Raw genomic sequence first — 13,372 nt, 5'->3', positions numbered from 1 at the left:
TACAACCGATTTTAGGAGCAATAGCTGTGATTGCTGCCCAAGTAGAAGGATAATCTTTTTCAGATTCAATTAGTAATTGAACCGCTCTTTCTCTGATTTCAGGGGTATATTTTAATTTTGTCATCGGCATAGTCTCTCAGAATATTGACTCTCCGACAAACCTGGTACGGTTCATTTATTACAGTGTGCACATTCAAATTTCATCGGTATATTGGGCTTAACAGACATCAGCAACCTCACTTTTTTGTTTTTGACATTGAACATGATGAAGCAATTTTCAGGCCCAAAATATAAAAGGGACTGAAGTCCCTTTTATAAACAAATAGCATTACAGCTGCGTGAAAATATCTTCTTTGCTTAAGCGAGACTTTGGCAATTTTGCATTGAAGTCGGCATCACTACGATAGCCTAGTGTGAGCAATACAGAAGGGATTAGACCTTGTTCGGCTAAACCTAGCTCTTCACTAATAATGGATTCATCAAAACCACCAATTGGCGTCGCATCAATTTTTTCAATACCTGCAGCCAATAGAATTTGACCTAAAGCAATAAAGGTTTGGTTTTCGGCCCAACGCTGCACATCACCTTTTTCATTGCGGTAATAGTTGACATAACCTGAACGACTGTCTTTTTGGCCTTGCTTAGCTGCCTCATCTTTAAAACGACCATGTAGGTCATCTTGATGCAATAAATTTTCCAAATGTTGCTCAGAAATATCGGCTTTGGTACAAAATAAAATTGTATGTGATGAATCTAGTACTTTGGGAGCATTGTATGCGTATTTACCCACCAGTGCTTTTGCAATCCGCTCTTTGGCGTTTGTGTTTTCTGCAATGAAAAAATGCCAAGGCTGGATGTTGATAGACGATGGTGTTAAGCGGAGAATTTCTAATAATCGAGTAAACTGTTCATGAGGGATCTTTCTATTTGGGTCATAAGCTTTGGTGGTATAACGACTTTTTGAAATATTTAGCAGATCCATAATCGCACTCGATTTATTGTTGATGTCTCATTCTAACCGATGAAAGGAGACTTGTGATCACGCTACAACTCGAACAGACTTAGATTTTAGTTGAATATGTGTACTGGGTGAACACGCATTTAAGCGCCTGTGAATAAAGTATTTATATGAAAAGTTTTTTATTTCAAACAGATAAAATAATAAAAAAGTCATTCTATTAAAAAATGGGCTACTTTTGCTTAAATCTTGACAGCCTAGTATAATGCAGACTACGAGTAGGTATTGTTCCTACTTTTCTATGATATAGCTGATTGTGATCTATCTGAGTTCAGGCATTTGACTTGAATATCATCATTGTAACTACAGAATTATTATTTAAAACCCGTTTTATTAATCTCTTTGTTCCATCACAAAAAGCTCACTTAGTGAGTTAAAATTTTGACAACTTTAAATACATGGCGTGTTGCTACAGCCGTAAATGGTAGTGAAATCAATGTAAAATTGGTGCCACTTAAACGTCAACAGAATACAAATCAAGGTTTAATCTGGGTTGAAGTGGGGCATATGATTCAACTTGAATCTGGCGAAACTCTTCCAATGAACTTAGATGGTTTGAGCTTTTATACCGGTGTTAATCAATTGTATCGTCTAAATGAGTTGAACTAAGGCGATAAGTACTTGAGTTAAGCATTATGTGTAATATTGATTGGTATAGTCAAAAAATGGCATTAATACTGCCATTTTTTTAATACCAAATTTTGTAGATGATCATTCGCATTAATTTCTAAAATCTGAGCGGAATCTTCTTTCCAGTCACCAAGTACAATTCTCTTTTTCCCATCGACATCATGAATATTTGCGCGGTGGGTATGTCCGTGAACTAGTAAATCAACATTGCTTAATGCAGATTGAACTGCGCTTGGGTTAACATCCATGACTTCATAAGTTTTAAACTGTTGTGCTTGACGACTTTTTTTACGGAAGCCATTGGCCAGTTTTTGTCTAAAGCCAAGCGGTGTACTTTTTAAAAATTTTAGCAGAAGTGGATTACGGATAATTTTACGAAAGCGCTGATAGGATACGTCGTCCGTGCAAAGTAGATCACCGTGTTCAATACGAATGGTGTAATCTGAAAGTTTGAGTGTACAAACTTCAGCTAATAGTTGGCCATTAAATTGGTCGAGGAACTGTTGTCCTAGGGCAAAATCACGGTTACCTGTTAAGAAATAGATGTGATTGCCTGCATTTGAAAATTGTTTTAAGGCGCGAATGATTTCATCTAGCCAAGGGGCTGTGTAGTCGTCGCCAATCCATGCATTGAACCAGTCGCCTAAAATATACAGCTGAGTATTCTTGTTTTTATAAGTATCTAATAAATCTAAAAACCCCCGAACGAGTCGAGGGTGATCGGGTGACAAGTGTAAATCAGCGATAAACAAATAGGTCACGGAAGTTTCCTTTTAAAAATCCATCCCGACCTCCCTTTAAAAAGGGAGGGTAACCTCATATTCGAATGAGAGTCTAGCTCCCTCCTTTATCAAAGGAGGGCTGGGGAGGATTTAAAAATTACTCAGAAATGATCTTAGCAGATTCAATCACAACGTTTTCTAGTGGAACATCAGCGTGGTAGCCACGGTTGCCAGTACGAACACCTTTAATTTCGTTTACTACGTCTAGACCTTCAGTTACTTTACCGAAAACTGCATAACCCCAACCTTGTGCATTTTTGCCAGAGTGGTTAAGGAACGAGTTGTTACCCACGTTAATAAAGAACTGAGCAGATGCAGAGTGAGGTGCTTGTGTACGCGCCATTGCAATTGTACCAAGGTCATTGGTTAAGCCGTTATCAGCTTCGTTTTCAATTGCATCACGTGTTGCTTTTTCTTTGAAGTTTTCATCCATACCACCACCTTGGATCATGAAGCCATCGATCACGCGGTGGAAAATTACGCCGTCATAGAAACCGTCACGTACGTATTCTAAGAAGTTAGCAACAGTAATTGGTGCTTTTTCGTTGTTAAGTTCAAGAACAATACGACCTTTATTGGTGTTTAATTCGACTTGAGGAAAACTCATTGTGTAATCTCCTAATCATGGACATCAAAGCCATGGGTTTTTTGGTTGTGAGAAGCATAAGCAAACTGTAAACTACAAGGCAAGTAAAAACGTTATTTTCTTTGTAAAATAGATCAAATATCGTTTAAGGGGCTGTAAAATATTCATAAATCGACTGATAGATCAGTTAGAATTATGCTCGTATAGCAGGACCCTATTTTTCCTTAATTTTTTTCATCAAAGTGATTTTTAAACTATGAAGCCGAATGATGTTGTTTCAACACTGCCAAATAACCCGACACCAAGTAACAATGCCTCTGTCGCAGCGCAGCAAGAACAACAGCCAGGCTTAGATTTTGTTCGCCAAGTGATTACCGAAGATTTGGCTGAAGGTCGTACGCAAAAAGTAGTCACGCGTTTCCCGCCAGAGCCGAATGGTTATTTACATATTGGCCACGTGAAAGCGATTTGCTTAAACTTTGGTATTGCCAATGAGTTTGATGGTTTTTGCAACCTACGTTTTGATGACACTAACCCAGATGCAGAAGAACAAGAATATGTAGATGGGATCGCCAACGACGTTAAATGGTTAGGATTTGAGTGGAATGGCGAACCGCGCTATGCATCAAGCTATTTCGATCAACTCCATGCATGGGCGATTCAACTGATTAAACAGGGTGATGCTTATGTTGATTTGCAGTCACCTGAAGAAATTCGTTTGAACCGTGGTAACTTTATTGAGCCAGGTAAAAACTCGCCTTACCGCGATACTTCAGTTGAAGAAAACCTTGCACGTTTTGAAAAAATGAACAATGGCGAGTTTGCAGAAGGTGAAGCTGTTCTGCGTGCCAAGATCGATATGGCATCTCCAAATGTGCATATGCGTGATCCTATTTTGTACCGTGTACTCCATTCAGAGCATCACCAAACAGGTGATAAATGGAAAATGTACCCAATGTACGACTATGCACATCCATTATCCGATGCAATTGAAGGCATTACTCACTCATTATGTACTTTGGAATTCCAAGACCACCGTCCGTTTTATGACTGGGTGGTTGAGAAAGTTCACTCGGAAGCAGTACCACGTCAGTATGAATCTAGCCGTTTAAATATCGACTACACCATCACCTCTAAGCGTAAATTGCGTAAATTGGTTGAAGGTGGTTATGTTAATGGGTGGGATGACCCGCGTATGCCAACTGTTGTGGGTATGCGCCGTCGTGGTTTTACCCCAGAAGGTCTACGTGACTTCTGTAAGCGTGTTGGTGTGTCGAAGTCAGACGGTATTGTTGATGTTGCAATGCTTGAATATTGCATCCGTCAGTCTCTAGAAAATGTTGCGGCACGTGGTATGGCGGTGTTGAACCCACTTAAAGTTACGCTCACCAACTTGCCTAACGATATAGATTTAACTCATTCACGTCATCCAAATGTAGACATGGGTGAGCGTGTAATTCCGTTAACCTCTGAAATTTATATCGATCGTAAAGACTTTGAAGAAGAACCACCAAAAGGCTTCAAGCGTTTAATTCCGGGTGGTGAAGTTCGTCTACGTCATGCTTATGTCATTAAGTGTGATGAAGTGATTAAAGATGAAAACGGTAAAGTGGTTGAGTTGAAATGTTCAATCGACCCTGAAACTTTGGGCAAAAATCCAGAAGGTCGTAAAGTTAAAGGGGTGATTCACTGGGTATCTGCGACTAAAGGCATTCCTGCTGAAGTGCGTATTTATGATCGCCTGTTTACAGAGTCGGACCCTGAAGTGGGCGATGATTTCTTAGCGAACTTGAACCCTGATTCATTGAAAATTGTACAAGCAGTGATTGAGCCTGCATTGGCGCAAGCACAACCTGAAGACCGTTTCCAATTTGAGCGTGAAGGTTATTTTGTTGCAGATCAATACGACCATACAGCAGAGAAACCTGTGTTTAACCGTATTTTAGACTTAAAAGACAGCTTTAAGCCTAAATAAGCGCTGTTTGCTTGATTTGGATAGATATAAGGCTCAACTTCGGTTGAGCCTTTTCGTAGCGAAACCAATAGGAATATACTGTGATCGTTCGAGATAAAACCAATAGCTTTGCATTACTCTTTGCTTGGCGTGGCACCATTTTACCAAAAGTGTTTCCTGCGCTGATGGTAGGTGTTTTAATTTCAACTCTGTTGGTTTATCTAGCGACTCAACATTACGTGACAGATTCTGCAGTGCCTGTCATTGGTTTTACTGTATTTGGTGTGATTCTTTCGATTTTCTTAAGCTTTCGAAATACGACGTGTTATGACCGCTGGTGGGAAGGACGTAAGCTATGGGGCGCAATGATTGCCAACGCACGGCATATGATTCGTGATAGTTATGTCTTAAATGATGCAGAGCGTAGAGTTTTGATGTATCGGGTGATGTTATTTAGTCACTTGCTTCGAGATCGTTTACGGCAGCAAAGTCATACTTATGACCACTATCAAGCCAAAGTACAACTGACAGCAGAGCAGTGGCAAATATTGGCTACGCATATTAATCCACCGCAATATCTATTAGAACTTACGCAGAAAGATCTGGCGGCGTTGTATAAGCGTGGTGAGATTAGCGATATTATTTACAGTATGCTGACCAAGCATACGGTGGCAATGGGGGATATTCACGCTGGTTGTGACCGTATTTCATCTACACCTCTGCCATTTTCTTATTCGGTTTTGTTACACCGTGCCGTGTACTCTTTCTGTCTCATTTTACCTTTTAGTTTAAGTTCCAGTCTTGGTTTTTGGTCACCTGTGATCGTGGCCTTAATTGCCTATCTCTTATTGGGTTTAGATGCGCTAAGTGCAGAGTTAGAAGAACCTTTCGGGCTTCAGGAAAATGACTTGCCTTTAGATGCTATTGTGCGGGGCATAGAGCGTGAAATGCTGAGTTCTTTAAATGAATCCTTGCCAGAACCAGTAAGTGCGCATAGAGCCAATTTAAGTTAAAGCCGTGAACAAATCCATAACAGAAAATGAGTGGATTGCCTGAGCCATAACAAATTTTCGATATGATTGGTTTGTTGAGATGTGCTATCACTAAGTTTAAAAGTGATAGGGATATAACAATGACTACCGTGATCGAAACTCAGATGTTGATTCGGCGTTCTGTCAATATTGTGTTTAACGCTTTTGTTGATCCACTTATAACCACCAAGTTTTGGTTTAGTCAGTCTTCTGGCTATTTAGAAAAAGGCGCAATGGTCGATTGGACATGGGATAAATACCAAATTACACACTCGACTCATGTCCTACAAGTCGTTGAAAATGAGTTGATCTGCATCGAATGGGGCACGCCTAAAACTAAAGTGGATTTTGTATTTGAAAAAATCGACAGCATGAATACCTACGTGATCATTCGAAATTATGACATTGAGTTACAAGGTAATGAGCTGATTCATTATGTGATGAATGCAACAGGTGGCTTTACTACAGTGCTAGATGGTGCCAAGGCATGGCTTGAATACGATATTCAGCTCAACTTAGTTGAAGATAAATTTCCGCCTTTTCAATTACGTTCACATCAGTGATCTTTTTTAGAGCGTTCCTCTTTAAACTCAAAATAGTTCCCAAGCTGCTGTTTGGCTTTATCACGTAATTTCTTTTTGATATACAGCACCAAGGCAAAACAGGTGGTGGTGAGCGTTAACATTAGGCTGTTCATAAAACTCATCATGGAGCTGACATAGCCAATGGTGGTAAGTCGGTTCATCATCTTGATGACTTGTGGGCTGCTTTCAACACCCGTTATGGCCCACGTACACAAGTGTTCACAGTTATTGATAATAAGATGGTAATTGTTTTCATGCATGCGTGAGCGCATACGGCGAACTACTTTACGTCCTTTATATTTGGGGTCTTGGTACTGATTGACTGTAATTTTGCGTCCGTGGCTAAAGTTCTCGATGGAGGTGATTTCAATCGGGTGCTTTTTAAAAAGATGCGCAAAACCTGAATAATGGATCACACGTCCACGCCCAGCATATATGCCGTGATGCGTATAGCCAAAATGTTTGACTATAAGATGAGCCCCCAAGGGGTAGTGGACTTTTTGTTGTTGCATGCCTAACACGTGCTATTTCATTACAGTTGTCTTTTATCTGTATTTTAAAGCTTCTGCTAGGAATAATCGACTGTTTAGTGGGTTTCGGTTATTTGAGTTTACGATGATAGAAATAAAAGAGACCGATTGGAAGGGAGTATCTAGCTTTTGTGATCGCGTTAAAAAAGGATGCAAGCATCCCTTTTAAAGATAAGGCGATGTTTATTGATCCACTAGACCTAAAAGTGAGTTTTGGGTGCTGCACATGCGTGTTGCTTCTTCGGTGTTCATGGCTTTCACATCTTCTTCAAATTTCTTTTTTTGTTCTTTGAGTTGTTCTTCAGGCAAACCCATCTGCTCGGCAAGTTTTTCCATTTTTTCCCAAGACTCCACACAGGCTTTTGGCATTTTGCTACATGCTGTTAAAGATAAAAGGGTAATACATGTGCTGACCATAAGTAATTTTTTCATTGCTTAAACCTTTAATTTTCAAACATTATTGATTTTTATATTGAACCTGTAAGGTAACAAAAAAATTAAACTTTGTATAATATTTAAACGTGCAAAGTGTACTGTGTTTCACATGCTTTTGTTTTTTATGAGCAGAATGATGTATACAGACATTAAAAAAAGGCACTTAGATTGATCTAAGTGCCTTTTTGATGAATATTCAGTGACTCTACTACTGTAGAGGTCGATGCTGAAGTTCATTTAACTCCTTACGGCCATAGCCACGAGAAGCTAATACCTTTTTAATCCCAACAATCACGTCTTCATCGGTCGCTGTTTTAAGCTTTTCGATGAGCTGTTCATTGGTTTTACAAGAGCAGTCATTTTCAACACAAGCAATTTGATTTTTATGCTCGTTTTGCTGTTCATTTGAAAACAGCTTTTGCCAAAAACTCATATAGACTTCATTTACAACCTAACATAGGGTGAAATATAACCAATCTGTAAAATAATGCAAGTCAGCATGAGAGATAAAAGCAGCGATCGATGTCGAAAAATTCCGATTATAGCGCAAGGTATTAACGTTATTATTACAGTTGAAATACTTGCATTTTATATAAGCTTATCTTTTTTCATGAAAATTAAAAAAGAAGCTCATTCGAGCTTCTTTTTTATACGGTTTAAGTTGCAACAAATTGTTTAAATTTTTTCCAGCAAAACCCCAGATTCAACATGGTGGGTATAGGGGAATTGGTCAAACAGCGCAAACTGTGAAATTTTATGGGTTTGGCTGAGTGTTTTTAAGTTGTCATGCAAGGTGTCAGGATTACACGAAATATAGATGATCCGTTCAAAACGCTGAATCAATTTCAAGGTTTCATCATCAATACCCGCACGCGGTGGGTCAACAAACACGGTATCGAACTCATAGCTGCTCATATCAATATTTGCTTCTTGTAAGCGACGGAATTCGCGTTCGCCGTTATAGGCTTGTGTGAAGTCTTCTGCCGATAAACGCGCGACTTGAATATTATCGATGTGGTTTTGTTCGATGTTCCACTGTGCTGCATACACTGAAGACTTAGCCAGCTCAGTGGCTAAAACACGGTTAAAACGGGTGGAAAGCGGTAGGGTGAAGTTACCATTGCCACAGTAAAGTTCTAACAAATCTTTATTTGATTGCTGTGCAGCATTGCAGGCCCATTTGAGCATTTTTTGGCAGACTTGCGCATTGGGCTGCGTAAAGCTGCTTTCAATTTGTTTGTACTGATATTTACGCTCAAAAACTTGTAGTTCTTCCACCACAAATTCATCGGTGAGTACCACTTTTTGACCACGGCTACGGCCAATCAACTTAATATTTAATTTTTCTGAAAGTTGTTTGGCTAAAACCTGCCATTGTTCATCGAGTGGACAGCGATAAATCAGTGAAACCAGCATTTGACCTTTTAAGGTCGCTAAGAAATGCACTTCAAATAAGCGTTTTGAGAGGAGATCATTGCTTTTTAATTCTGCCAATAAAACAGGCATGAGTTGATTAATACTGGCATCAGCGATTGGGAAGTCATCAATACGAATGACTTTTTTCTGATTGTCTTCATCGCGTTCAAACATGGCATAAAACATATCATCTTCGGTATGCCAAATACGGAATTCTGCACGCATGCGAAAGTTTTTTTCAGGAGATTGAAAAACTTCAAGCGAAGGTGGAGTGAATTCAGCAAATTGAGCTGTAATTCGTTCAATTTTGGCGTCAAGTTGTTGTTGATAAGAAGAAGTCATATGCAGTAAAAATCGCAAACATATAGAAAAAAGAGATGGTAACAAAGTTTGCTGAATTAGCCTAAAGATATTCAGCAAAAGCGTGGGGTTTATTCATGCTACAGATGGTTTGATACTTTGCTATATCGGAAATTTTTGAGTAGATTAAGTCAAACCGAGTCGCATAAAAAATGCCAAGTAAACAGACCAGGAGATGTTGACTTGGCAATAGAGGAAACATAGTAATAAACCTGCAGTCCCGATGAGGACTACAGGTTTAAATTGGGCTTAGTTCAAAGTCATGAGACTTGCATTACCACCAGCAGCTGCAGTGTTAACACTAATAGCGCGCTCAATCACAAAACGTTCTAAAGGAATGGCTGTTTGTGATGGGCTAAGATGAGTAATACCCACAATCGCACCTTGACGCTCAGCAATCTGCTGTTGCAACGCTAAAAGCTGCGCCGTTGTACCATGGTGCAATACCGCATCAAAAACATCAGTTTTGATGTCTTTGATAACATGGAAGGCTTGAGCCAATGCTTTAGGCATACTTGGCATGTGTTTTAACACAAAGCTGTTATCTGCAAGCACTGCTGGACGGCTACCAACTGCAAAAATCGCATTCAACTGTTGTAGTTGATCCGCTTCTTGTTCTGCTAATGACAACACTGCATGACGCGGAATCACCATGTATTGGTTGCTTTCACCAGTCGGACCTTGTAGCTCGTAATGATGGCCTGAACAGAAGTTCTCAATTTTTGCCAATTTCACTGCTGGGAAGGTTTTAGCTGCCCACTCAAGGAACAATGCAGAGTTGCTGAACTCAACCTGAGGGTTTAAATCAGCACCTGTAGCAAAAGGTTTATTCAACTTTTTCGCAGAACAGTTTTGCATTAGGCGATATAGATAAATTGGACCACCCGCTTTAGGGCCAGTGCCTGATAAACCTTCACCACCAAAAGGTTGTACACCGACAACTGCACCCACAATGTTGCGGTTGATGTAGAGGTTACCTACTTCAGCATGGGTCATTACAGTTTGAATGGTCTCATCAATACGGGTATGTAGACCCATCGTCAGGCCATAGCCTTTGCTGTTGATGTGCTCAAGTAACTGTTTGAGTGAACCTTGGTTAAAGCGAATCACGTGCAGCACAGGACCAAACACTTCGCGCTCTAAATCATTTAGATTTGGCAACTCTATTAGTGTTGGTGTAATGAACGTGCCTGCATTTATCTCAGTGTCTTGAGCATCATTAAGCATCAATTGGTGTACGCGATGACCTTTTTGGCGCATTTTGTCGATGTGCTTTTGAATGTTTTCTTGCGCTTCAGCATCAATGACTGGACCAATATCTGTTTTAAGTAGATATGGGTTGCCCACTTGAAGTTGCTGCATTGCGCCTTTAAGCATTTGAATTACTGCATCGGCATTATCTTCTTGTACACATAGTACGCGAAGGGCAGAACAACGTTGACCTGCGCTGTCATAAGCTGAGCTAACGACATCAAGTACAACTTGTTCAGTCAGTGCCGAAGAGTCAACGATCATGGCATTTTGACCGCCTGTTTCAGCAATCAGTGGAATGCTTTCACCATTTTTGCTTAAACGTTTCGCCACAGTTTTTTGCAAAATCTTAGCAACTTCAGTTGAACCTGTGAACATGATGCCTTGAACTTGCTCGGCTGCACTGAGTTGTGCACCCACAGTTTCACCACGACCCGGCATCAGCTGTACAGCAGCTTGAGGCACACCCGCTTGCCATAAGATTTGAATTGCTTGAGCTGCGATCAATGGCGTTTGTTCAGCTGGTTTAGCAATCACGGTATTACCCGCAACCAATGCAGCAGCAACCTGACCTGTGAAGATGGCCAATGGGAAGTTCCATGGGCTAATGCATAGCATAGTGCCTAAAGGCTCAACTTCTGCGTTTGCATCTAGATCAATCATTTGCGTTGCGTAGTAGCGTAAGAAATCTACAGCTTCACGAACTTCTGCAATGGCATTGGCATACGTTTTACCACTTTCACGACAAAGTAAAACCATCAGTTCTTCTAAGCGAGCTTCCATTAAGTCAGCAGCGCGAAGGAGGTAACTCGCACGGGTGTCTTTAGCCGTACGTGCCCAAATGTCTTGAACAGCCTGCGCATTGTTTAATGCTTGCTCAACTTGTTCAGTTGTTGCTTCTTGTACATAACCCACAACATCTGAGTGACGTGCTGGGTTGATAATGCTTTGCGGAGCAACGGCGTCATTGGTCTGAAAGTGCTCACCCATTGGTGCAGCAGACCATTGGTGCTTAGCAAACTGTTGAGCTGTTTGGTTCAGATGAATTAATGCAGAGTCATTTGCAAGATCTAAACCTTTAGAGTTTGCACGCAGTTGGCCATAAAGCTCAGCAGGAAGTGGAATCGAAAGGTGCTTTTGACCCACGATATTTTCACGTTTTGCACTGCTTAAGATGGTTTGAGTTGGATTTTCAATCAAATCATCAATCGCGAGTGACTTGTCTGCAATACGGTTTACAAAAGAGGTGTTTGCACCATTTTCAAGTAAACGACGTACAAGATAAGCCAATAGTGTTTCATGGTTACCGACAGGTGCATAAATACGGCAAGGTACACCTAGTTTTTTATCTAGTTTTTCGCCGACTACTTGTTCATACAGTGGCTCGCCCATGCCGTGTAAGCATTGGAACTCATACTGACCTACGTAGTATTTCTCTGGGTTGGCCATTTCATAAATAGTCGCCAAGGTTTGCGCATTGTGTGTTGCAAACTGTGGGTAGATTTGTTCTGGTGCAGCCAATAATTTCTTCGCACAAGCGATATACGACAAGTCTGTATGTACTTTACGGGTAAATACAGGGTAGTCAGTCATCCCTTCAATTTGTGCTTTCTTAATTTCGCTGTCCCAGTACGCGCCTTTCACTAAACGGATCATTAAGCGCTTTTCGCTACGTTTAGCCAAGTCTACGATGTAGTCTACCACGTAGAAACAACGTTTTTGATACGCTTGGATAACGAAACCAATGCCTTTCCAGTCTTTGAGTTCTGGTTCAAAGCATAGACGTTCAAGCATTTCTAAAGAAATTTCTAAACGCTCAGATTCTTCTGCATCAATATTTAAACCGATGTTATAGCCGCGTGCTAATTTAGCAAGCGTAAAGACTTTACCGTACAACTCTTCATGCATACGTGCAACTTGCGCACGTTGGTAGCGAGGGTGTAGAGCAGATAATTTAATTGAAATACCCGGACCGTCATAAACATCTTTGTCTTTTGACGCTTGACCAATGGCATGAATGGCATCGGTATAATCTTTCATATAACGATCAGCATCATGATCGGTCAGTGCTGCTTCACCCAACATGTCGTATGAATAACGGAAGCCTTTTTCTTCAAGACGTTCAGCGTGTTGTAATGCTTCACCAATGGTTTCGCCAGTCACAAACTGTTCGCCCATCATACGCATAGCTACATCAACTGCTTTACGGATGATGCCACGACCACTACGTGCCAATAAGCCTGTTAAAGTGCCTGATAAGCTATTTTGCTTTGGCGTTTCCATCAGTTTGCCAGTCAACATGAGGCCCCATGCAGCCGCATTGACAAACATCAGGTTACTTTGACCAACGTGTTCTTTCCAGTTGCCTTGGTTGATTTTGTCTTTAATCAATAGGTCACGTGTCGCCATGTCTGGAATACGAAGCAATGCTTCAGCTAAACACATCAGCGCAATGCCTTCTTGAGAAGACAGTGCAAATTCTTGTAAGAGACCCTGTACAATGCCTGCTTTACCGCTGCCGCTTTTACGTTCACGTAAAGTATGAGCCAAATCAAACGCAAGTTCATGAATGCGTTGATTCATCTCGTCAGAGATTTTGCTGTGGTCTAATAAGTTTTGAACACAGTCAGTTTCGGCACGTCGCCAAGCGGTATTGATTTCAACTTCAAGCTCACTTTTTTCTTTGAATTCGGTAATATATTCAAATTGAGTTTGAGCGTCGTTGAAATGCGTATTGCTTTCCATCATATTCATGCCTACATCCTGTGCATACAATAATGTGTTGAGAGATCTAT

12 protein-coding genes and 1 pseudogene are annotated in these 13,372 nt (G+C 40.6%); 4 read left to right on the top strand and 9 right to left on the bottom strand.

Features of this window, described 5'->3' with window-relative positions; all coding sequences use genetic code 11:
• Positions 1–124: pseudogene (locus MF4642_RS16730) on the bottom strand (IS3 family transposase); the annotation flags it as partial.
• A gap of 204 nt (positions 125–328) precedes the next feature.
• Positions 329–982, bottom strand: a complete 654-nt coding sequence (nfsB, locus tag MF4642_RS13655; protein ID WP_078426562.1) for an oxygen-insensitive NAD(P)H nitroreductase — start codon at positions 980–982, stop codon at positions 329–331.
• Positions 983–1,399: 417 nt separating this feature from the next.
• Between nfsB and MF4642_RS13650 the strand changes: the two genes are divergently transcribed.
• A complete protein-coding gene (locus MF4642_RS13650) occupies positions 1,400–1,627 on the top strand; it encodes a hypothetical protein (protein ID WP_010326805.1) in 228 nt (75 codons plus the stop codon).
• A 62-nt stretch (positions 1,628–1,689) separates the two neighbouring features.
• On the opposite strand, the gene MF4642_RS13645 is transcribed toward MF4642_RS13650, so the two are convergent.
• Both MF4642_RS13645 and MF4642_RS13640 read right to left on the bottom strand, forming a co-directional pair.
• Positions 1,690–2,409 (bottom strand): UDP-2,3-diacylglucosamine diphosphatase, encoded by a 720-nt coding sequence (locus MF4642_RS13645; protein ID WP_058869693.1) that lies wholly within the window; start codon positions 2,407–2,409, stop codon positions 1,690–1,692.
• A 118-nt stretch (positions 2,410–2,527) separates the two neighbouring features.
• A complete protein-coding gene (locus MF4642_RS13640) occupies positions 2,528–3,037 on the bottom strand; it encodes a peptidylprolyl isomerase (RefSeq protein ID WP_004696971.1) in 510 nt (169 codons plus the stop codon).
• A gap of 235 nt (positions 3,038–3,272) precedes the next feature.
• Here MF4642_RS13640 and MF4642_RS13635 point away from each other — a divergent pair, with 235 nt between their 5' ends.
• From MF4642_RS13635 to MF4642_RS13625, 3 genes are all read left to right on the top strand, one after another.
• Positions 3,273–4,991, top strand: a complete 1,719-nt coding sequence (locus MF4642_RS13635) for a glutamine--tRNA ligase/YqeY domain fusion protein (RefSeq protein WP_078426561.1) — start codon at positions 3,273–3,275, stop codon at positions 4,989–4,991.
• Positions 4,992–5,071: 80 nt separating this feature from the next.
• Complete coding sequence (locus MF4642_RS13630) at positions 5,072–5,983, top strand: bestrophin family protein (RefSeq protein WP_078426560.1); 912 nt, start codon at positions 5,072–5,074, stop codon at positions 5,981–5,983.
• 119 nt (positions 5,984–6,102) lie between these two features.
• Positions 6,103–6,564, top strand: a complete 462-nt coding sequence (locus MF4642_RS13625) for an SRPBCC domain-containing protein (RefSeq protein WP_078426559.1) — start codon at positions 6,103–6,105, stop codon at positions 6,562–6,564.
• On the opposite strand, the gene MF4642_RS13620 is transcribed toward MF4642_RS13625, so the two are convergent.
• From MF4642_RS13620 to putA, 5 genes are all read right to left on the bottom strand, one after another.
• Entirely contained in the window at positions 6,558–7,097 is a 540-nt protein-coding gene (locus tag MF4642_RS13620; protein ID WP_078426565.1) for a lecithin retinol acyltransferase family protein, read from the bottom strand. The two genes, MF4642_RS13625 and MF4642_RS13620, sit on opposite strands and share 7 nt — an antisense overlap.
• A 201-nt stretch (positions 7,098–7,298) precedes the next feature.
• A complete protein-coding gene (locus MF4642_RS13615) occupies positions 7,299–7,547 on the bottom strand; it encodes a hypothetical protein (RefSeq protein ID WP_078426558.1) in 249 nt (82 codons plus the stop codon).
• A gap of 211 nt (positions 7,548–7,758) precedes the next feature.
• Complete coding sequence (locus MF4642_RS13610) at positions 7,759–7,983, bottom strand: hypothetical protein (protein ID WP_004984703.1); 225 nt, start codon at positions 7,981–7,983, stop codon at positions 7,759–7,761.
• A gap of 242 nt (positions 7,984–8,225) precedes the next feature.
• Entirely contained in the window at positions 8,226–9,308 is a 1,083-nt protein-coding gene (gene trmA, locus MF4642_RS13600; RefSeq protein WP_078426556.1) for a tRNA (uridine(54)-C5)-methyltransferase TrmA, read from the bottom strand.
• A gap of 267 nt (positions 9,309–9,575) precedes the next feature.
• Positions 9,576–13,331, bottom strand: coding sequence for a trifunctional transcriptional regulator/proline dehydrogenase/L-glutamate gamma-semialdehyde dehydrogenase (gene putA / locus MF4642_RS13595; protein ID WP_078388844.1), 3,756 nt, complete (start codon positions 13,329–13,331; stop codon positions 9,576–9,578).
• Positions 13,332–13,372: the final 41 nt, after the last annotated feature.

It is taken from the genome of Acinetobacter sp. MF4642 (genome assembly GCF_002018925.1).
GTDB lineage: Bacteria > Pseudomonadota > Gammaproteobacteria > Pseudomonadales > Moraxellaceae > Acinetobacter > Acinetobacter johnsonii.
The sequence above is the reverse complement of the archived record's forward strand: the minus strand, read 5'-3'. Positions and strand labels throughout refer to the sequence as shown.

Bases quoted from the DNA above. Each gene is read 5' to 3' on its own strand.
- nfsB (WP_078426562.1), bottom strand. From the start codon at position 982: ATGGATCTGCTAAATATTTCAAAAAGTCGTTATACCACCAAAGCTTAT.
- MF4642_RS13620 (WP_078426565.1), bottom strand. From the start codon at position 7,097: ATGCAACAACAAAAAGTCCACTACCCCTTGGGGGCTCATCTTATAGTC.
- putA (WP_078388844.1), bottom strand. From the start codon at position 13,331: ATGAATATGATGGAAAGCAATACGCATTTCAACGACGCTCAAACTCAA.
- MF4642_RS13625 (WP_078426559.1), top strand. From the start codon at position 6,103: ATGACTACCGTGATCGAAACTCAGATGTTGATTCGGCGTTCTGTCAAT.
- MF4642_RS13640 (WP_004696971.1), bottom strand. From the start codon at position 3,037: ATGAGTTTTCCTCAAGTCGAATTAAACACCAATAAAGGTCGTATTGTT.
- MF4642_RS13615 (WP_078426558.1), bottom strand. From the start codon at position 7,547: ATGAAAAAATTACTTATGGTCAGCACATGTATTACCCTTTTATCTTTA.
- MF4642_RS13635 (WP_078426561.1), top strand. From the start codon at position 3,273: ATGAAGCCGAATGATGTTGTTTCAACACTGCCAAATAACCCGACACCA.
- trmA (WP_078426556.1), bottom strand. From the start codon at position 9,308: ATGACTTCTTCTTATCAACAACAACTTGACGCCAAAATTGAACGAATT.
- MF4642_RS13610 (WP_004984703.1), bottom strand. From the start codon at position 7,983: ATGAGTTTTTGGCAAAAGCTGTTTTCAAATGAACAGCAAAACGAGCAT.